We start from the raw sequence: 18,175 nt of genomic DNA, 5'->3' as shown, positions 1-18,175 counted from the left end.
GCGCCCCGTCAGGTCCCGCGCTGCCGCAGCCGGGAGCCGGTGCGGTCCTTCTGGACCTCCAGCTGGGCGTGTATGCGGCGGCGCAGGTCCGGGACGTGACTGACGATGCCGACGCTGCGGTCGCGTTCGCGCAGCGAGTCGAGGACGTCGAGCACCTCGTCGAGGGTCTGGTCGTCGAGGCTGCCGAAGCCCTCGTCGATGAAGAGCGTGTCCAGCCGCACCCCGCCCGCCTCGTCGGTCACCACGTCGGCGAGGCCGAGCGCGAGGGCGAGGGACGCGAAGAAGGTCTCGCCGCCGGAGAGGGTGGCGGTGTCGCGCTCCCGGCCGGTCCAGGCGTCCACGACGTGCAGCCCGAGGCCGCTGCGGCCGCGGCCCGCGCGGTCGTCGGAGTGGACGAGGGTGTAGCGGCCGGACGACATGCGGCGCAGCCGGACGGTCGCGGCGGCGGCGACCTGCTCCAGGCGCGCGGCGAGCACGTACGACTCCAGGCGCATCCGGCGTTCGTTCTCCGCCGAGGTGCCGGCGGTGAGGGCGGCCATGCGCGCCACCCGGTCGTATTCCTGGCGCAGCGGTCCGAGCCGGCGCACGGAGGCGGCGGCGCGGGCGGAGAGCCGGTCGAGCTCGGCGCAGCGGCGGGCGGCGGCGTCCCGCGCGGAGGCGGCCTCGCGGACGGCGCGGTCGGCGGCCTCGGCGGCCTGCTGGGCGGCGGCGAGGTCGGTGGCGGGCTGCTGTGCGGCGGCCGCGGTCTCCGGTTCGGCGAGGACGGCGCGTACGGCGGCCTCCTCGTCCTGCCAGGCGTCCAGCCGGCGCTGCAGCCGCCGGTGGGCGTCGTCGTCGAGGAGGGCCTCGGCGGCGGCCCTCGGGGTGGCGAATCCGGCGCGGAAGGCGGCGTCGGCGAGGCGTGCGTCGGCGTCCTTGAGCCGCCGGGCGGCCTCCTCGGCGGTGCGGGCGGCGTCGGCGGCGTCGGTGAGCAGCGCCGCCTCGCGTTCGAGTTGCCGGGCGCGCTCGGCGACGCTGGGGGCGTCTCCCCGCGCGTGTGCCAACTCCTGCTCCAGTGAGGCCCGTTCGAGTTCCAGTCGTTCGCGGTGGCCGACGCGGGCGGCGGCGCGGACGGCCGCGTCGCGCTGGGCGGCGGTGCGCAGCTCGTGTTCGCGTTCGGCGGCGCGCAGTTCCTCCTGGGCGGCGTGCAGCGCGGAGGCCGCCTCGCGTGCGCGGGCGTACTCCCGCTCCGCCTCGTCGAGTTCACGGGCCAGCTGCTCGGCCGGGGCGTCCCCGGCGCCCGCGCCGGCGGCGGCCAGCTCCTCCCGTACGGCGGCGAGCCGGCGGTCCGCCTCGGCGCGCCGGTCCTCGGCGTGCTGGACGTCGGCGAGGGCGCGCTCCTCGGTCCCGCGGTCGACGTGTCCCGCGACCCTGCGGGCGGGGGCGGGGTGTTCGGTGGCCCCGCAGACCGCGCAGGGGGCGCCGTCGGTGAGGCCGGCGGCGAGTTCGGCGGCGATGCCGCCCAGCCGCTGTTCCTTGAGGTCGAGCCAGTGCTGCCGGGCGGCTAGGGCCTCTTCGCGGGCGGCGCCTGCCTGCTCGGCGGCGGCCTCCGCGTCCCGGGTGAGCCGGTCGCGGGTGCGGGCGGCCTCCAGGCGGGCGCGGGCGGTGTCGCGCCGCGCCGCGAGTTCCCCGGCGCGGGTCGCGGCCTGCTGGGCGTGCGCGATGCGCTCCTGGAGGGCGGTGCGGGTGGTCTCCCAGTCGGCGAGCCACGCCTCGGCGTCCTCGCGGACCTCCTCGTCGGCGCGCTCCTGGCGGTCGAGTCCGGCACGCTCGTCGAGGAGCTCGGTGAGGCGGCGTTCCGCGCGGCGGGCCGACTCCAGGCCGCCCAGTTCCTCGGCGGCGCGGCGGGCCGCCGCGGCGAGCCCCTCGGGTCCGGCGTCCGCGAGGGAGGCGGGGAGGAGGGCGCGGGCGCGCTGCTCGGCGGCGGCAGCGCGGCGGTGCTCGGCGTCGGCGGAGTCCCGCAGCTCCAGTGCGGGGGCGACGGTCCCGGCCTTGCGGGCCCGGTCCATGCGGGCCTGGTCCTCGTCGTGGTCGCCGGACCGCTCCCGCAGCCGTTCGGCACGCTCCCGCGCCTCGGTGAACCGCCTCTGCAGCCGGTGCCGTTCGCGCGCCTCGTCCAGGGCACGGCCCGCCTCGGCGCGGACGGACTCCGCGGTGGTGAGGCGGCAGTGGGCGGCGGTGAGCTGTTCGCGGGCGGTGCTGCGGGCCACGGCGGCCGCGGTCAGCACGGCGTCGGCGAGGCCGGGCTCCCCCGGCGACAGCTCGGGCAGCTCCATGGCGCCGTCCGCGGCCTGCTGCATGCGGTGGGCGTCGGCGAGCAGCTCGGCGTCGCCCTCACGCACACGGGCCTCGGTGGCGCGGCGGCGGTCGGCGAGGCGCTTCTCCACCTCGGCGAAGCGGTGGGTGTCGAAGAGGCGGCCCAGCAGCTTGCCGCGGGCCTCGGCGTCGGCGCGCAGGAACCGCGCGAAGTCACCCTGCGGGAGCAGTACCACCTGGCAGAACTGCTCGCGGCTCATGCCGAGCAGCTGGGTGATCTCCTCGCCGATCTCCTGGTGGGAGCGGCTGAGGTCCTTCCAGGCCCCGGTGGCGGCGTCGCGCTCCCGCAGCCAGGTCTGCGCCTTGTCGGTGGTGGTGCCGCTGCCGCGCTTCTTGGGGCGCTCCCACGGGGGCTGCCGGGTGATCTCCAGGCGGCGTCCGGCGACGGTGAGTTCAAGGGTGACGGAGGTGCGGGTGGCGGGCGCGGCGTGGTCGCTGCGCAGGGTGATGCCCTGGCCGCCCTGGCGGGCGCCGGGGACGGAGCCGTAGAGGGCGTAGCAGACGGCGTCCAGGACGGAGGTCTTGCCGGCTCCGGTGGGGCCGTGCAACAGGAAGAGACCGGCGGCGGACAGGGCGTCGAAGTCCACGCTCTGGGTGGTGCCGAACGGCCCGAAGGCGGTGATGTCCAGGCGGTGCAGCCTCATCGGGCCACCTCCCGCACGGCCTCGTCGGCGCGGACGGCGTCGAAGGCGTCCCGCAGCACGGTGCGCTCGTGCGCGTCGGGTCCTGCGCCGCGCACATGGGCGACGAAGTCCTCGGCGATCTGCTGGTCGTCGCGGCCGGCGAGGCGGCGGGCGTAGGACACGTCGGGGTCGTCCGGCGGCCGGTCCGGGTCGAAGACGAGGGCGAGGGCGTGCGGGAAGCGCTTGGCGAGCCGGGCCATGGGGTCGGCGGGGCGGACCGGGTCGGTGAGGGTCGCCTCGACCCACGCCTCCTCGTGCGGCGCGAGCGCGGGGTCGGCGAGCAGCTCCTCGAGGGTGCCGCGGATGCGGGCGAGGGGGCGGGGCACGGGGCAGTCGACGCGCTCGGCGGTGACGCTCCCGTCTGCGGCCAGGTCGACCAGCCACATGGACTTGCGGTGCCCGGCCTCGGAGAAGGAGTACGGCAGCGGGGAGCCGGAGTAGCGGACGCGGTCGGTGAGGGTCTGGCAGCCGTGCAGGTGGCCGAGCGCCGCGTAGTCGACGCCGTCGAACACGGCGGCGGGCACGGACGCGACACCGCCGACCGCGATGTCCCGTTCGCTGTCGCTCGGTTCGCCGCCGGTGACGAAGGCGTGGGCGAGGACGACGGAGCGGGTGCCGGCCGGGCGGGCGGCGAGGTCGGCGCGCACCCGGTCCATGGCGGCGGCGAGCACCGTCTCGTGCCCGGCCCGCTCCACCCCGAACTCGTCCCGCACGAGGGCGGGCTCCAGGTAGGGCAGGCCGTAGAAGGCGACGTCGCCGTGCGCGTCGGGCAGCAGGACGGGGGTGCCGCACGCGGAGGGTTCGGTGCGCAGGTGGATGCCGGCGCGGCCCATGAGGCCCGCGCCGACGCCGAGGCGGCGGGCCGAGTCGTGGTTCCCGGAGATCATCACCGTGGGCACGCCGAGGTCGGCGAGCCGGTGCAGCGCGTCGTCGAACAGCTCGACCGCGGAGAGCGGCGGCACCGCCCTGTCGTACACGTCCCCCGACACCACCACCGCGTCCACCTCGCGCTCGCGCACGGTGGAGACGAGGTGGCCGATGAACTCGGCCTGGGCGCCGAGCATGCCGACCCGGTGGAAGGACCGGCCGAGGTGCCAGTCGGACGTGTGCAGGAATCTCATGGTCCCGGCAGCGTATCGGGCGCCTCCGACAGCGCGGGCGGTTGCTCCCGTATCACCCGTCACGTCCCGGCGCCATATCGCCCGTTATCGACCCGATCGCGGCGAAACGGGCGGGGTGTCAGGCGTCCCCGTAGGCCTCCCCGCCCAGTTCGAGGCGTGCGGTGCCGGAGGTGGCGTCGGCGAGCCAGGCGCGGAAGGCGTCCACGTCGGCGTCGGGGAGACCGATCTCGATGGTGACCTCCTCGCCGTAGCGCACGTCGCGCACCTCGCGGCCGGTGGAGCGCAGGTCGTTCTGCACCTTCCCGGCCCGCTGGTGGTCGACGGTCACGGTGGCCAGCCGGAAGCGGCGTCGGGTGATCGTGCCGAGCGCGTCCAGGGCCTCGCCGACCGAGCCGCCGTAGGCGCGGATGAGGCCGCCCGCGCCGAGCTTCACACCGCCGAAGTAGCGGGTGACGACCGCGACGACGTAGCGCATGTCGCGACGCAGCAGCATCTGCAGCATGGGGACGCCGGCGGTGCCGCCGGGCTCCCCGTCGTCGCTGGCCCTCTGGACGGAGGCGTCCGCGCCGATGACGTACGCCCAGCAGTTGTGGGTGGCGTCGACGTGCTCCTTGCGGACGGCGGCGATGAATTCCTGCGCCTCCCGCTCGGTGGCCGCCGGGGCGAGGGCGCACAGGAAGCGGGAGCGGTTGATCTCGGTCTCGTGCACACCCGCGCGGGCCACGGTGCGGTACTCGTCCTGCATCCGGCCAGCCTAATCCGAGCCTGACAGCGTTCCGGCAGCGCGGATGCTGTTCGACGAACCCGCCGCATTCCGCTTTCAGCTCGCCGCCGCCGGCGACGGAGCACGTCTGCCATGCTCTCCTCTTCACGGGACGGAGGACGCATGACCGAGCCGATCGCCGGATGGATCTGGGGCCGCAACCTGCATGCCTTCCTTCTGCTGCTGTCCCATTACGCCGGATACGACTTTGACGACACCGACTGGGGAACCGTCGAAGCCGGCGTTCAGGGGACTGACGACGAAGCCTCCGACCGCTGGTACTCGTATCCCCTGGTCGGCACCAGCGCCACCTTGAGCGTGGCCCTCGCCCGGGCCGTCTGCGGCGAGGAAGTGTCCGTCAGCGTCACAGGCGCCGAGACGCTGGAGCTCCGGCTCCGCACGGACACTCTCCTGTCCGCCTTCGCCCGCATCTGACCACCGCCCGTTCGACTGGAACGTATGTATGCCGCCCCGCTCAGCGCTTGCCGCGGGGGATCGTGAGCGAGGTGAGCAGGGCGCCGCCGGGGAGCAGGTCGCGCCAGGCGGGGCCGCGCCAGTCGAGCAGGGCGATCGCGGAGGTGGGGAACTTGGCGCGCACCCGGTCCAGGAGGTTGTCCAGGCCGTCGTCGGCGAGGGTCAGGACGAGGTCCTCGAGACCCGGGTTGTGGCCGACGAGCAGCAGGGTCTCGACCTCGGCGGGCGTCTCTCGGATCACGTCCAGCAGGCCGGGGACGTCCGCGTGGTAGAGGCGTGGGTCGAGCCGGACCGGCGGGGGCGTGCCCCACTGGCCGGCGGCCAGCTCCCAGGTGCGGCGGGCGCGGACGGCGGTGGAGCAGAGGGCGAGTCCGGGCAGGCAGTCCATGTCGGCGAGGGCCCGTCCCGCGGCGGGCGCGTCCCGGCGGCCGCGTGCGGCGAGCGGACGTTCGTGGTCGGCGACGCCCTCGGGGCGGGCGGACTTGGCGTGCCGCAGCACCACCAGCCGGCGCAGGGGGCCGGCCGCCGCGCGCTCGATCACGCGGGGTGTCCGAGGTCGCGTGCGAGGTCGAGGCCGAGCAGCCGGTCGGCGTAGGCGTACGTCTCGAAGCGGGCGCCGTCCGGAAGGTCCGGGTCGGTCTCCACCGCGCGGAGCGCGCCGAGCACGGCGGCGGTGTCCAGGTCGTCCTCCCACGCGTCGCGCAGCTCGGCGCGCACCTCGTCGGGCACGGGGCGTGAGGGCCGCCGCGCCCAGTCGGCGACCGCGCCGCGCCAGCGGCGGAGGGTGTCGCCGGCCCGCTCCAGCGCGTCCGCGTCGATCACCGCGGGCGCGTTCCTCGGGTGGGTGAGCAGCGCGAGGCGCAGGGCGGCCTGGTCGGCCTCCTCCGGGGCGCCGGGGGCCGCCCAGGTCGCGGGCGCGACGGCGACCCGGACGCCGTCGGGTTCGGCGCCGCCCTCGTCGACGACGTGCAGCACCTGGGCCTCGCCCAGTCCGGCGGCGCCGTCGCCGTCCTCGAAGGGCCGGATCCCGAGCGCGTCGGCCGCCGCGCGCAGCTCCGCGTGCCGCCCTTCGGCGGCGAGCAGCGCCCACACCGGGGTGCCGCCGAGTTCCAGCGCGCGCACGAGCAGGTCGGCGGCCAGCAGCACGCGCAGGCCGGTGGGGTCGAGGGCCCGTGGGTGGGCCTCGACGCGGGTCAGGCCCCGGCGGGCGGGGGCGGCGTCCACGAGCTCGCCGGTTCGGGCGTCGGTGATGCGCAGCACGAGGCGAGCGTAGGCGCGCGAGCGGGCGCACGCAGGTATCTCGCACGCTTTTCGCGCCGTCGCTTGCGGGAATCACCGCGCCGTGCCCCTGGTTGACGGGGACGCCAGCTCAATCTCACTTCAGAACCACGGGAGGCCGACGGTGTACGGCGACGACGCAACGGTCCGCAAAATCCTCACCGAGTCCGGTGACACCTGGGCCGTGGTCGGCCTGTCCTCCAACCGGCAGCGCGCCGCGTACGGGGTCGCACAGGTGCTCCAGCGGTTCGGCAAGCGCGTGGTGCCGGTGCACCCCAAGGCGGAGACGGTGCACGGCGAGCAGGGGTACGCCTTGCTCGCCGACATCCCCTTCGACGTGGACGTGGTGGACGTGTTCGTCAACAGCGACCTGGCGGGCGGGGTCGCGGACGAGGCGGTGGCCAAGGGCGCCAAGGCCGTGTGGTTCCAGCTCGGAGTGGTCGACGAGGACGCGTACGCGCGTACGCGTGCGGCGGGTGTGGACATGGTGATGGACCGCTGCCCCGCGATCGAGATCCCGCGGCTCGCCTGAGAGGAGCGCGCGCCGGTCCCGGACGGCGGGGTGACGCCATAATGGCGCGGTGACCGAGACGCCCGCTTCTCACAACTCCCGTGCCACACAACGGTTTCCGGTCGTCGTGGTGGGCGCTGGACCCGCCGGGCTCACCGTGGGGTGCGTGCTGCGGGCGGCCGGGGTGGACTGCCTGGTGCTGGAGACCGGGACACGGGAGTTCGTCGAGCGGCGGCCCCGGGCCGGGGTGATCGAGGAACCGGTGGTGCGCGGCCTGGAGCGGCGGGGTCTCGCCGGGACCCTGCTGGAGCGGGCCCGGCGGGACACCGCCTGCGAGTTCCGCTTCGACGGCGGGCGCCATCCGTTCGGGTACCACGAGCTGACGGGCCACCACCACTGGGTGTATCCGCAGCAGTTCCTGGTGACCGACCTGGTGCGGGAGTACGCGGACGTGCGCGGCGGGGCCGTGCGGTTCGGGGTGCGGGACGTGCGGCTGCACGACCTGGACGGGGACCGGCCGTCGGTGTCGTACGTCTGCCCGGAGAGCGGCCGCCGGGAGGCCGTCGCGTGCGACTTCGTCGCGGGCTGCGACGGCGCGCGCGGGGTGACCAGGGCGGCCGTCGCCGGGCGGGCCCGGGTGTCGCGGCACGACTACGGCATCGGCTGGCTCGCCCTCCTCGCCGAGGCGCCGCCGTCCGCCGACCGCGTGCTGTTCGGCTGCCATCCGGACGGGTTCGCCGGGCAGATGCCCCGCAGTCCCGAGGTGACCCGCTACTACCTCCAGTGTCCGCCCGGCGACGACCCGGGGAACTGGCCGCACGACCGGGTGTGGGCGGAACTGCACCGCCGACTGGGCGCGGCCGGCGCGGAACCGCTCACCGAGGGGCCGCTGATCGAGAAGCGTGTACTGGACATGCACGACTACGTCACCGAGCCGATGTCCTTCGGACGCCTCCATCTGGCGGGGGACGCGGCGCACCTGGTCGCGCCGATCGCCGCCAAGGGGCTCAACCTGGCGGTGCACGACGCGTTCGCGCTGGGCGACGCGTTCGTCGACCGGCTGCTGAGGGGCGACGGGGCCGGGCTGGCCGGCTACTCGGCGTCGCGGCTGCGGCAGGTGTGGGACTACCAGGAGTTCTCCCAGTGGCTGTCCGAGCTGTACCACGGAGGTGCGTCGGGCGACCCCTTCCGCGCGGGCACCGCGCTCGCCCGGCTGCGCCGTCTGTTCAGCTCGCCGGCCACCGCGGCGGCCTTCGCGGAGCGGTACCTGGGCACGGCCGCGCGGTACTGACGCCCGCGCGGCCCGCCCCGGCCGGTTCAGGCGGCGGGCCTGCCCAGCCCCTCCAGGACGACCGCGCCCGGCAGTTCCGCGAACGCCTTGCCCGGCACCAGCAGCTTCCCGCGCCGCCGCCCGCTGCCGACCAGCACGTACGGCAGGTCGACGACGGCCGCGTCCACCAGCACGGGCCAGGACTCGGGCAGCCCGACGGGCGTGATGCCGCCGTACTCCATGCCGGTCTCCCCCGTCGCCGTGTCCATCGGCGCGAACGACGCCTTGCGGACGCCGAGGTGGCGGCGCACCACCCCGTTCACGTCGGCCCGCGTGGTGGACAGCACGACGCACGCGGCGAGCGTGGACTCACCGCCGCGCCTGCCCGCCACCACCACGCAGTTCGCCGACCGTTCCAGCAGGTCGCTGCCGTAGTGCTCGACGAAGACGGCGGTGTCGGCCCACCGCGGGTCGGTCTCGACGTAGAGGATCTGGTCGGCGGGGACGCTGCCGCTCCAGGCGCGGACCGCGGCGGCGACGGGGGCGGTCAGCTCGTCGAGGCAGTCGGGTGCGGGAACGGCCTGGTCGAAGTTTCCGATGGGTGCGCGCATGGCGGCACCGTAACAGCGGGCGGGGCGGTGCCAGGAGCGCGTCTCACTGCGCGGGCGGCACCGACACCGTCATGATCATCCGGACCGGCTCGTCGCCCGCGTTGCCGTACGCGTGGGGCGCGTTGGCCTCGAAGGAGGCGCTGGCGCCGGCCGGTACCCGGTGCTCCTCCCCGTCGACGGTGAGGGTCAGCTCCCCGGCGGTGACGTGGACGAGTTCGACCGTGCCCTCGGGGTGCGGGTCGGAGTCGCTGCTCTCCCCCGGCATCAGCCGCCACTCCCACATCTCCAGCGGGCCGAGCGCCTCGGTGCCGGTCAGCAGCCGGCTGTAGCTGCCGCGTTCGGTGCGCCACAGGCGGACCGTGCGGTCGGCGGGGACGACGCGGACGTTCGGGCCCCGCTCGTAGTCGAGCAGCGTGGGGACGCTGACGCCGAGTGCGTCGCCGATCTTGACGATCGTGCCGATGCTGGGGTTGGTGCGGGCCTGCTCGATCTGGATGAGCATGCCGCGGCTGACGCCCGCACGGGCCGCGAGCATGTCCAGGGTGAAGCCGCGCTCGGTGCGCCAGCGCTTGACGTTGCGCGCCAGGGACCGGGTCAGCAGGTCGAGGTCCGCCACGTTCCGTCCGTTTCGACTGTCCGGATGATGCACCCGGTGGTGCACCGCACTGTACTGCGAGGCCGGTGCGGGTACGGCGTGGCCGTCAGGCGCCGGGCTCCATCTCGGCCAGCCGCGCGGCACCGCGGGCGTGCGGTTCCGCCTCGTCCAGCTCCGCGAGGCGGGCCACGCTCTCCTCGTCGAGCCGTGACAGCGCCCGGAGCTGGTCCGGCGTGACGTCGTCGGGGAGCGGCACGGGCGGCGGGGTGCGCAGCGGCGGCTGCCAGCCCTCGTCGGGTGTCCAGCGGCGTACGACCCGGGCGGGCGCGCCCGCGACCACGCAGTGGTCCGGCACCTCGCCCCGGACGACCGCGCCCGCGGCCACCACCACGTTCCGTCCGACGCGGGCGCCCGGCAGGATCACCGCGCCGGTGCCGATCCAGCAGCCGGGGCCGATCTCCACCGGCTCCATCCGCGGCCACTGCTTGCCGATGGGCTCGTGCGGGTCGTCGTAGGAGTGGTTGGTGGAGGTGACGTAGACGTACGGGCCGAAGTAGCAGTCGCTGCCGATGGTCACGGTGGTGTCGGCGATGACGTGGCTGCCGCGGCCGAGGACGACGCCGTCGCCGATGCGCAGGATCGGCTCGGGGCCGAGGTCGAGGCCGGGCATCAGTCCCGCGGTGAGGGTGACCTGCTCGCCGACGATGCAGTGGGAGCCGATGCGGATCCAGGGCTCGCCGAAGACGGTGCCGAGCGGGAAGGCGAGTCTGGTACCTGTTCCCATCGCGCCGAAGCGGAAGCGGCCGGGGTGTTCGGCGGTCACCGAGCCCGTGCGCTGCACCCAGGCCCAGCCCGCGTGGACCGCGCGCTGGGCGAGGCGGCGCGGCCAGGACGAGAACGTGTTCTTGCGCATCGGCACCCGCTCACCGTAGTCCGCGGGCGCGACGGGTACGGGCCGACGCCCCTGTGATCTTCACCCCACCGGGTGGCGTACCGTTCCCCCGACGTTCGACTAGGAGGCGACGATGACGCACCAGGCTCTGATCACCGGCATTGGCGGCAGGGAGCCGCGGATCGACGAGGAGGCGTTCGTGGCGCCCACGGCGAGCGTGATCGGCGACGTGACGCTGCACGCGGGGGCGAGCGTCTGGTACGGCGCGGTGCTGCGCGGCGACGTGGAGTCGATCACCGTGGGCGCGAGCAGCAACGTGCAGGACAACTGCACGCTGCACGCCGACCCGGGGTTCCCGGTGCGCGTGGGCGAGCGGGTGTCCGTCGGGCACAACGCGGTGGTCCACGGGGCGACGGTGGAGGACGACTGCCTCGTCGGCATGGGCGCGACGGTCCTCAACGGCGCGGTGATCGGCGCGGGGTCGCTGGTCGCCGCGCAGGCGCTGGTGCCGCAGGGGATGCGGGTGCCGCCGGGTTCCCTGGTCGCGGGCGTCCCGGCGAAGGTGCGGCGGGAGCTGACGCGGGAGGAACGGGAGGGGCTGACCCTCAACGGGACGATGTACGCGGAGCTGGCGAAGACGCATCGGGATCAGCACGGGGGCTGAGACGCGGTCGCATTGCGGCATGCGGGCCGGTGCGGGTTCCTCGCGCAGTTCCCCGCGCCCCTGAGGGTGCCGGTCGGGCAGTACACATAGGGGCGCGGGGAACTGCGCGAACAGCCCCCACCGGCCCGCACCCGTGGCGTGAGGTGAACGAGCACCCGCGGGCTTGTCGTGGCCGCTCGCGCAGTTCCCCGCGCCCCTGGGTCGGCTGCCCTCACCGGCACCCTCAAAGCCACCTAGGCGACGGACACCCCCAGGGGCGCGGGGAACTGCGCGCCAAACCCCCACAGACCCGCACCCGGAGCGTGAGCTGAACCGGCGCACTCAAGGCCACCCAGGTGACAGACACCCTCAGGGGCGCGGGGAACTGCGCGCCAAACCCCCACCGGCCCGCACCGCCCGGGTGGGTCAGTCGCCGACCGGCGCCGGAGTGGGCGTGGCTTCCGCCGCGGACGCCGTCTTCTTCGCCTTGCGCTTCAGCACCAGCATCGACGTCACCCCGATCAGCACGGCCGCCACCAGCCCCAGCCAGGAGAACCGCTTCAGCCAGGACTCCGCGACGATCCCCACGTAGTAGATGACCGCCGTCGTGCCGCCCGCCCACAGGATGCCGCCGAGGACGTTGGCGGTCAGGAACTTCCAGTACGGCATGCGCAGCACACCCGCGAGCGGGCCCGCGAAGATCCGCAGGAGGGCGACGAAGCGGCCGAAGAAGACCGCCCACATGCCCCACTTCTGGAAGGACCGCTCGGCGGTCGCGATGTGCGCCTCGCTGAAGTGGCGGGGGAACTTCCCGCCCAGCCAGGCCAGCAGCGGCCGCCCGCCCTTGCGGCCGATGGCGTAGCCGATCGAGTCGCCGATGATCGCGCCGGCGGTGGCGCAGGCGCCGAGGATCACCGGGTCGATGTCGCCGTGCTGGGAGGCCAGCAGCGCCGAGGAGACCAGGATGATCTCGCCGGGCAGCGGGATGCCCAGACTCTCCAGCCCGATGACGATCCCCACCAGCGCGTACACGGCGACCGCGGGTACGGTCTCGAGCCATTCCTGGACGTGCAACGCCTCTTCCTCCGGTCCGCCGATGCCGTGTGTCCGTGCGTGTGCGTGCCGCCCGGCAAGGGGGGCACGGTCGGGAAGCCTACCGGTTCGGGCGAAGCCGTCCGGTCGGGGCCGTATGCCGTGCGACCGGGGCCGGTCGGCCCATGCGGGCACCGGCGGACGGGAGGACCCTGGAAGCAGCCACTGGAGATGCCGACGACGGCCCACACTTCGCCCCGGGAGGCCTGCCATGTTCGCTCCCCCGTCCCCCAGCCTGCCGCACGCCCTGCCCGCGGGGCACCGGGAGCGGCTCATGGCCACCGCGCGCGAGGTGTCCTTCCCGCAAGGGCTCCGGCTGATGGAGGAGGGCGGCCGCGCGGACCGGTTCTGGGTGATCAGGACCGGCACCGTGGAGCTGGACATGCGGGTGCCGGGCCGCCGTCCCGTCGTCATCGAGCGGCTCGGGCACAACGAACTGGTCGGCTGGTCGTGGCTGTTCCGTCCGCACGTCTGGCAGCTGGGCGCCGAGGCGGCCACCCCGGTGCGGGCGTACGAGTTCGACGCCGCGTCCGTCCTCGCCCTGTGCGACGAGGACCCGGAGCTGGGCCGTGAGGTGACCCGCTGGGTCGGCGAGGTGGTGGCCCACCGGCTGCACGCGGCCCGCATCCGGCTGCTCGACCTGTTCGGCCCGTACGGCGCCGGCGCGGCCGTGTGAGGGAGGCCGCCCGCGCCGCAGGGGGCTCACCGGTCAGCCCGTGGGACCTGTGAGCCCCTTCCTCCCGTACGGGCCCGCGGCAGGTGGACCCGCGCTTGCTACGTCCCCGTCAAAGGGCAGTGACCGAATCGTGTCAGGGCGCGGCTAGGGTGGCTGCCCATGTGGCCAGGACAGCAGCCGCCCGGGGGCGAGCAGAACCCGCAGTCGAACAATCCGTACCAGCAGCCGGGGTACCAGCAGCCGAATCCGTACCAGCAACCCGGCTACCAGCAGCCGAACCCGTACCAGCAGCAGCCGCAGTGGGGCGAGCCGTCCACCGTGGGCATGCCGCAGCCGGGTGACGGCGGCGGTGGCGGTGGCGGTGGCGGTGGCGGTGGCGGGAACCGTACGAAGCTGGTGGCGATCATCGCGGCGACGGCGGTGGTCGTGGCCGCGGGTGTGACCGGTTTCCTGGTGCTCGGCGGCGACAAGGACGACGAGGCGGACGGCAAGAAGCCGACCAAGCCGAGCGCGACCGCGTCCGAGGACCCCTCCGCCGACCCGACCCCCTCGACGTCGGGCGGCAACCCGCGCGGCGGCGAGGGCGAGAAGGCGACGATCCCCGGCTGGCAGGTCGTCGTGAACACCCGCTTCGGCACGAAGTTCGACGTCCCGGGCGACTGGGAGATCGAGTCGCCGGGCACCTCCGTGGGCTTCGAATGGGAGGAGAAGGACGGTGAGATGGGCCGCACCACCGTCACCGCTCCCGCCTACCTGAAGTCCAAGTGGTGCACCGAGGACGAGAACAAGGACGGCCGCACCGAGGACACCGCGCTCGCCACCGCGGGCACCCGTGGGGAGAACGGCGCGAAGGACACCAAGCAGGCGGCCGAGACCCGCGTGCCGTGGTGGATCTTCGGCGGGTACACGCAGCCCGACAAGAAGAGCGTGAAGTTCGACGCGCCGAAGCCGTACACCACGAAGTCCGGGATCACCGGGCACGTGGCCACGGCGCACTCGGAGGGCACGCCGCAGAAGGGCAAGTGCGACAGCGAGGGCAAGGCGATCACGTTCGGGTTCAAGAACGGCGCGGGCGACTTCGTCACCTGGAACCTGTACGGCGCGGCGGGTGTGAAGGAAGAGATCCCCGAGGCGACCGTGCGGAAGATCCTCAGCACGGTCCGGCTGACCGAGGAACCGCCGACGGAGTCGTGACGGTCCGGACCCGCGCGTGTGCGGGTCCGGAACCCATTTGGCAAGTCGGCCCCCTCCCGGCGATAGTCACCGGGTGCCGACCTCCGCCGTCCGCCGCCGCCCCGCCTGGGCCGGCCGCAACTACACGCTGCTGACCGCCTCCGCCGTGGTGACCAACCTGGGCAGCCACGGCGCGCTGATCGCCGCCGCCTTCGCCGTGCTGGAAGCGGGCGGCGACGGCGGGGACGTGGGCCTGGTCGCCGCCGCCCGCACCCTGCCGCTCGTGCTGTTCCTGCTGATCGGCGGCGCCGTCGCCGACCGGCTGCCGCGGCACCGGGTGATGGTCGCGGCCAACGCCCTGAACTGCGCCTCGCAGGCCGCGTTCGCCGCACTGGTCCTCGTGGGTGAGCCGCGGCTGTGGCAGATGATGCTGCTCAGCGGGCTGGGCGGCGCCGGGCAGGCGTTCTTCAACCCCGCCGCCGAGGGCATGCTGCTGTCCTCCGTGCACGGCGAACAGGCCGGCCGCGCGTTCGCCGTGTTCCGCATGGCGATGCACGGGGCGACCCTGGGCGGCGCCGCGCTCGGCGGGGCGATGGTCGCCGTGATCGGGCCCGGCTGGGTGCTGGCGGTGGACGCGGCGGCCTTCGCGGTGGCGGCGGTGCTGCGGGCGTTCCTCGACGTGAAGCACATCCCGCCGCGCGAGCCGGGCGGCGGGATGCTCGCCGACCTGCGGGACGGCTGGCGGGAGTTCACCGGCCGGCCGTGGCTGTGGGGCATCGTCGTGCAGTTCTCCATCGCCAACGCGGTCGTCGGCGCGGCCGACGCGGTCTACGGTCCGCTCGTCGCCCGCGACCACCTGGGCGGGCCGGCCCCGTGGGGTGTCGCGCTGGCGTTCTTCGGCGGCGGCACGGTGGCGGGCGCGCTGCTGATGACGCGCTGGCAGCCGCGCCGTCTGCTGCTGGTGGGCACCCTGTGCGTGTTCCCGCTGGCCCTGCCGTCCGCGGCGCTCGCGGTGCCCGTGCCGGTGGTGGTCCTGTGCGCGGTGATGTTCGTGACGGGACTGTCGGTGGAGGTGTTCGGCGTCTCCTGGATGACGGCGCTGCACCAGGAGATACCGGAGGAGAAGCTGTCGCGGGTGTCCGCGTACGACTGGTTCGGGTCGGTCGCGCTCGTCCCGGCGGCGATGGCCCTGGCGGGGCCGGCGGAGACGGCGTTCGGGCGGCCGGAGGCGTTGTGGGGGTGCGCGGCGTTGGTCGTCGTCGTGACGGCGGCGGTCCTGACGGTCCCGGACGTCCGGAACCTGCGCCGCCGCACGAAGGCGGTTGCGGGTGCGGTGCCTGGCGCCCAGGAGGCGGTCGGGGACGGGACGGCCGTCGGCTGACCGCGGCACGGCGGTGGCGGGTCGCGCAGTTCCCCGCGCCCCTGCAGGACGCGGGACCACCACCGCCCTCAAGGGGCGCGAGGAACTGCGCGAGCAACCACGACAGACCCGCAGTCGACAACACTGCCGCCCAGTGGGGGCCGAGCGCGCAGTTCCCCGCGCCCCTCCAGGGCACAGCACCACCGCCACCCCCAAGGGGCGCGAGGAACTGCGCGAACGACCACGACGGCGCCGCAGCCGACCACACACCGGTCACGACCCCCAAGGGGCGCGGGGAACTGCGCGAACGACCACGACGGCGCCGCAGCCGCCCCTCAACCGATCGCGAACGCCCCCGAAGGCGGCAAGGGTGACGGGACCGCCGTCCCGTCGTGGACCACAGCCGCGTCGCCCACGAAGCGACGCAGAGCCGCCCCGTGTTCGACCCGCGCCGGAAACGGATCCCCCGCGACCGCCCGGGTCAACGCCCCGACGTCCAGCGCACGGTCCGACGCCGCGACCACCACGTTCCCGAACCGCCGCCCCCGCAGCACCGCCGGCTCGGCGACCAGCACCACCTCCGCAAACCGCACGGCGACCGTCGCCACCTGCGACCGCAGGAACGCGAACGGCGCCGCGTCCGCCAGATTGGCGAGGTACACCCCGCCGCCCCGCAGCACCCGCGCGACCTCGTCGACGTACCCGACGGTGGTCAGGTGCGCCGGCACCTGCGACCCCCCGTAGACGTCCGCGACGAGAACATCCGCGCTGTCGTCGGAGGCGGCCTCCAGCCACGCACGCGCGTCGACCGTGTGCACGGCGACATCGGCATCCGCCGGCAGCGGCAGATGCCCGGCGACCAGCTCCGCCAGCCCCGCGTCGGCCTCGACCACGTCCTGACGCGACCCGGGCCGGGTGGCGGCCAGGTACCGGGGCAACGTCATCGCCCCGCCCCCGAGATGCACCGCGTCCAGCGGAGCCCCGGGCTCGCCGGCCACGTCGAGCACGTGCCCCAGCCGCCGCGCGTACTCGAACTCCAGGTGTGTCGGCTCGTCCAGGTCGACGTAGGACTGCGGGGCGCCGTCGACCGTCAGCAGCCAGGCCCGTTCCCGGTCGACGTCGGGCATCAGCTTGGCGGTGCCGTGGTCGACGGCGCGGGACACGGGGATCGGCTCGTTCACCGTCCCATTGTGCCGCCGCGCCGCCGCGCCACCGCCGGGCCGGGTCAGAGGCTCACAGGACCTCCGTCACCGTCCCGGCCCCGACCGTGCGCCCGCCCTCGCGGACGGCGAAGCCGAGCCCCGGCTCGAGGGGCACGTCGCGCCCGAGCTCCACGGTGACGGTCACCGTGTCCCCGGGCCGCGCCACCGCCGCCTCGCCGAGGTCGACGTTCCCGACGACGTCCGCGGTGCGGATGTAGAACTGCGGCCGGTAGCCGGTCGACAGCGGTGTCGTCCGGCCGCCCTCGCGGGCGGACAGCACGTACAGCCGCGCCGTGAACCGCCGGCTGGGCGTCACGCTGCCCGGCGCGGCCACCACGTGCCCGCGCCGCACCGCGTCGCGCGGCACCCCGCGCAGCAGCAGCGCCACGTTGTCCCCGGCCTGCGCCTCCTCCATGGGCTTGCCGAAGGTCTCCAGACCGGTCACGACGGTCTCGGTGTCGGCGCCGAGGACCTGCACCTTGTCGCCGAGCCGGACCGTGCCGCGCTCCACCGCGCCGGTGACGACGGTGCCGCGCCCGGTGATGGTGAGGACGTTCTCCACCGGCAGCAGGAACGGCGCGTCCAGATACCGCTCCGGCACGGGCACATAGGTGTCGACCGCGTCGAGCAGCGCCTCGATCGACGCGGTCCAGCGCGGGTCGCCCTCCAGCGCCTTGAGCCCGGACACCCGGACGACGGGCGCCGCGTCACCGCCGTAGCCGTGCGCGGTGAGCAGCTCGCGGACCTCCAGCTCGACCAGGTCGGTCAGCTCCTCGTCGCCCGCGTCGGCCTTGTTGAGGGCGACGACGATGTGGTCGACGCCGACCTGGCGGGCGAGCAGCACGTGCTCGGCGGTCTGCGGCATGATCCCGTCCAGCGCGGAGACGACGAGGATCGCCCCGTCGAGCTGGGCGGCGCCGGTGACCATGTTCTTCACGTAGTCCGCGTGGCCGGGCATGTCGACGTGCGCGTAGTGCCGGGTGCCGGTCTCGTACTCGACGTGCGCGATGTTGATGGTGATGCCGCGGGCGGCCTCCTCCGGGGCCCGGTCGATGCGGTCGAACGGCACGAAGGTGCCGGCGCCCCGCTCGGCGAGGACCTTGGTGATGGCGGCGGTCAGGGTGGTCTTGCCGTGGTCGACGTGGCCCATCGTGCCGATGTTGAGGTGCGGTTTGGTGCGGATGTACGCCGTCTTGGACATGGCGGTACCTGGAAGCCTCTCAGGTGATGACGCGTCAGGCCCCGGGCGCGGCGGATCGGCGCGCGGCCGGGACGGGGACCCCGGGTACCTGCCCGACCCTCCCCCTGCGGGGTCCGCCGGGCGATCCGGGGAGGGTCAGCTTCGGGCGCCGTCGACTGCGGCGACGAGAACGGTGACGGCAGCCTTCGGGGCATCCGCGACGGCGGATGCTGCGAGGAGGAAGGCGTACCGGAACATGACGTCGATCCTTGCCGACGCCGCGCCCCGCGTCGACT

Annotated in this window: 18 protein-coding genes; 7 read left to right on the top strand and 11 right to left on the bottom strand. The window is 74.7% G+C overall.

The features are described 5' to 3' along the window. Window positions 1-8: 8 nt before the first annotated feature. The 3 genes from ACQZOG_RS12200 to ACQZOG_RS12190 form a co-directional block, all read right to left on the bottom strand. Window positions 9-2,999: an AAA family ATPase gene (locus ACQZOG_RS12200; protein ID WP_033276938.1), complete on the bottom strand. Its 2,991-nt coding sequence runs from the start codon at window positions 2,997-2,999 to the stop codon at window positions 9-11. Next, window positions 2,996-4,159, bottom strand: a complete 1,164-nt coding sequence (locus ACQZOG_RS12195) for an exonuclease SbcCD subunit D (protein WP_261674699.1) — start codon at window positions 4,157-4,159, stop codon at window positions 2,996-2,998. The genes ACQZOG_RS12200 and ACQZOG_RS12195 overlap by 4 nt, the downstream gene beginning before the upstream one ends. 118 nt (window positions 4,160-4,277) lie before the next feature. Beyond that, entirely contained in the window at window positions 4,278-4,904 is a 627-nt protein-coding gene (locus tag ACQZOG_RS12190; RefSeq protein WP_037638418.1) for a YigZ family protein, read from the bottom strand. Window positions 4,905-5,045: 141 nt separating this feature from the next. Between ACQZOG_RS12190 and ACQZOG_RS12185 the strand changes: the two genes are divergently transcribed. Further along, window positions 5,046-5,357, top strand: a complete 312-nt coding sequence (locus ACQZOG_RS12185) for a hypothetical protein (RefSeq protein ID WP_037638419.1) — start codon at window positions 5,046-5,048, stop codon at window positions 5,355-5,357. A gap of 40 nt (window positions 5,358-5,397) precedes the next feature. On the opposite strand, the gene ACQZOG_RS12180 is transcribed toward ACQZOG_RS12185, so the two are convergent. Both ACQZOG_RS12180 and ACQZOG_RS12175 read right to left on the bottom strand, forming a co-directional pair. Next, on the bottom strand, window positions 5,398-5,937 hold the full coding sequence (locus ACQZOG_RS12180) for a SixA phosphatase family protein (RefSeq protein ID WP_230227251.1): 540 nt from the start codon (window positions 5,935-5,937) through the stop codon (window positions 5,398-5,400). Continuing rightward, the gene (locus ACQZOG_RS12175; protein ID WP_261674701.1) at window positions 5,934-6,656 is read right to left on the bottom strand and encodes a hypothetical protein; all 723 of its coding nucleotides are present in this window, start codon (window positions 6,654-6,656) and stop codon (window positions 5,934-5,936) included. Before ACQZOG_RS12175 ends, ACQZOG_RS12180 begins: the two co-directional genes overlap by 4 nt. A gap of 142 nt (window positions 6,657-6,798) precedes the next feature. Between ACQZOG_RS12175 and ACQZOG_RS12170 the strand changes: the two genes are divergently transcribed. Then, a complete protein-coding gene (locus ACQZOG_RS12170; protein ID WP_193467315.1) occupies window positions 6,799-7,206 on the top strand; it encodes a CoA-binding protein in 408 nt (135 codons plus the stop codon). Window positions 7,207-7,255: 49 nt separating this feature from the next. Further along, window positions 7,256-8,476, top strand: a complete 1,221-nt coding sequence (locus ACQZOG_RS12165; RefSeq protein ID WP_337662893.1) for a 4-hydroxybenzoate 3-monooxygenase — start codon at window positions 7,256-7,258, stop codon at window positions 8,474-8,476. A gap of 26 nt (window positions 8,477-8,502) precedes the next feature. Here ACQZOG_RS12165 and ACQZOG_RS12160 read toward each other — a convergent pair whose 3' ends face one another. The 3 genes from ACQZOG_RS12160 to ACQZOG_RS12150 form a co-directional block, all read right to left on the bottom strand. Further along, entirely contained in the window at window positions 8,503-9,066 is a 564-nt protein-coding gene (locus tag ACQZOG_RS12160) for a YbaK/EbsC family protein (protein ID WP_033276931.1), read from the bottom strand. Window positions 9,067-9,109: 43 nt separating this feature from the next. Beyond that, window positions 9,110-9,682: a helix-turn-helix domain-containing protein gene (locus ACQZOG_RS12155; protein WP_230227253.1), complete on the bottom strand. Its 573-nt coding sequence runs from the start codon at window positions 9,680-9,682 to the stop codon at window positions 9,110-9,112. 85 nt (window positions 9,683-9,767) lie between these two features. Continuing rightward, window positions 9,768-10,580: an acyltransferase gene (locus ACQZOG_RS12150; RefSeq protein WP_193456311.1), complete on the bottom strand. Its 813-nt coding sequence runs from the start codon at window positions 10,578-10,580 to the stop codon at window positions 9,768-9,770. Between the two features lie 106 nt (window positions 10,581-10,686). On the opposite strand from ACQZOG_RS12150, the gene ACQZOG_RS12145 reads away from it, so the two are divergent. Further along, window positions 10,687-11,217, top strand: a complete 531-nt coding sequence (locus ACQZOG_RS12145; RefSeq protein ID WP_193456310.1) for a gamma carbonic anhydrase family protein — start codon at window positions 10,687-10,689, stop codon at window positions 11,215-11,217. 405 nt (window positions 11,218-11,622) lie between these two features. Here the strand turns inward: ACQZOG_RS12145 and ACQZOG_RS12140 are convergent, their stop codons facing one another. Then, window positions 11,623-12,270 (bottom strand): DedA family protein, encoded by a 648-nt coding sequence (locus tag ACQZOG_RS12140; RefSeq protein WP_033276927.1) that lies wholly within the window; start codon window positions 12,268-12,270, stop codon window positions 11,623-11,625. A gap of 229 nt (window positions 12,271-12,499) precedes the next feature. On the opposite strand from ACQZOG_RS12140, the gene ACQZOG_RS12135 reads away from it, so the two are divergent. The 3 genes from ACQZOG_RS12135 (at window position 12,500) to ACQZOG_RS12125 (ending at window position 15,518) form a co-directional block, all read left to right on the top strand. Beyond that, on the top strand, window positions 12,500-12,964 hold the full coding sequence (locus ACQZOG_RS12135; protein WP_033276926.1) for a cyclic nucleotide-binding domain-containing protein: 465 nt from the start codon (window positions 12,500-12,502) through the stop codon (window positions 12,962-12,964). A gap of 159 nt (window positions 12,965-13,123) precedes the next feature. Beyond that, window positions 13,124-14,158 carry a hypothetical protein gene (locus tag ACQZOG_RS12130; protein WP_430741493.1) on the top strand — a complete coding sequence of 345 codons (1,035 nt, stop codon included), beginning with the start codon at window positions 13,124-13,126 and terminating at the stop codon, window positions 14,156-14,158. A gap of 73 nt (window positions 14,159-14,231) precedes the next feature. Further along, a complete protein-coding gene (locus ACQZOG_RS12125; protein WP_033276924.1) occupies window positions 14,232-15,518 on the top strand; it encodes an MFS transporter in 1,287 nt (428 codons plus the stop codon). A gap of 314 nt (window positions 15,519-15,832) precedes the next feature. On the opposite strand, the gene ACQZOG_RS12120 is transcribed toward ACQZOG_RS12125, so the two are convergent. Both ACQZOG_RS12120 and tuf read right to left on the bottom strand, forming a co-directional pair. Beyond that, window positions 15,833-16,678, bottom strand: a complete 846-nt coding sequence (locus ACQZOG_RS12120) for a spermidine synthase (protein WP_033276922.1) — start codon at window positions 16,676-16,678, stop codon at window positions 15,833-15,835. Between the two features lie 52 nt (window positions 16,679-16,730). Continuing rightward, window positions 16,731-17,900, bottom strand: a complete 1,170-nt coding sequence (tuf, locus tag ACQZOG_RS12115) for an elongation factor Tu (RefSeq protein ID WP_037638438.1) — start codon at window positions 17,898-17,900, stop codon at window positions 16,731-16,733. Window positions 17,901-18,175: the final 275 nt, after the last annotated feature.

It is taken from the genome of Streptomyces sp. P13-3-3 (assembly GCF_050571355.1).
Taxonomy (GTDB): Bacteria; Actinomycetota; Actinomycetes; order Streptomycetales; family Streptomycetaceae; genus Streptomyces; species Streptomyces althioticus.
The sequence above is the reverse complement of the archived record's forward strand: the minus strand, read 5'-3'. Positions and strand labels throughout refer to the sequence as shown.

What these genes read in the sequence shown, in the direction of transcription:
- ACQZOG_RS12200 (WP_033276938.1), bottom strand. Translation starts at nt 2,999, where the DNA reads ATGAGGCTGCACCGCCTGGACATCACCGCCTTCGGGCCGTTCGGCACC.
- ACQZOG_RS12195 (WP_261674699.1), bottom strand. Translation starts at nt 4,159, where the DNA reads ATGAGATTCCTGCACACGTCCGACTGGCACCTCGGCCGGTCCTTCCAC.
- ACQZOG_RS12190 (WP_037638418.1), bottom strand. Translation starts at nt 4,904, where the DNA reads ATGCAGGACGAGTACCGCACCGTGGCCCGCGCGGGTGTGCACGAGACC.
- ACQZOG_RS12185 (WP_037638419.1), top strand. Translation starts at nt 5,046, where the DNA reads ATGACCGAGCCGATCGCCGGATGGATCTGGGGCCGCAACCTGCATGCC.
- ACQZOG_RS12160 (WP_033276931.1), bottom strand. Translation starts at nt 9,066, where the DNA reads ATGCGCGCACCCATCGGAAACTTCGACCAGGCCGTTCCCGCACCCGAC.
- ACQZOG_RS12145 (WP_193456310.1), top strand. Translation starts at nt 10,687, where the DNA reads ATGACGCACCAGGCTCTGATCACCGGCATTGGCGGCAGGGAGCCGCGG.
- ACQZOG_RS12135 (WP_033276926.1), top strand. Translation starts at nt 12,500, where the DNA reads ATGTTCGCTCCCCCGTCCCCCAGCCTGCCGCACGCCCTGCCCGCGGGG.
- ACQZOG_RS12130 (WP_430741493.1), top strand. Translation starts at nt 13,124, where the DNA reads ATGTGGCCAGGACAGCAGCCGCCCGGGGGCGAGCAGAACCCGCAGTCG.
- tuf (WP_037638438.1), bottom strand. Translation starts at nt 17,900, where the DNA reads ATGTCCAAGACGGCGTACATCCGCACCAAACCGCACCTCAACATCGGC.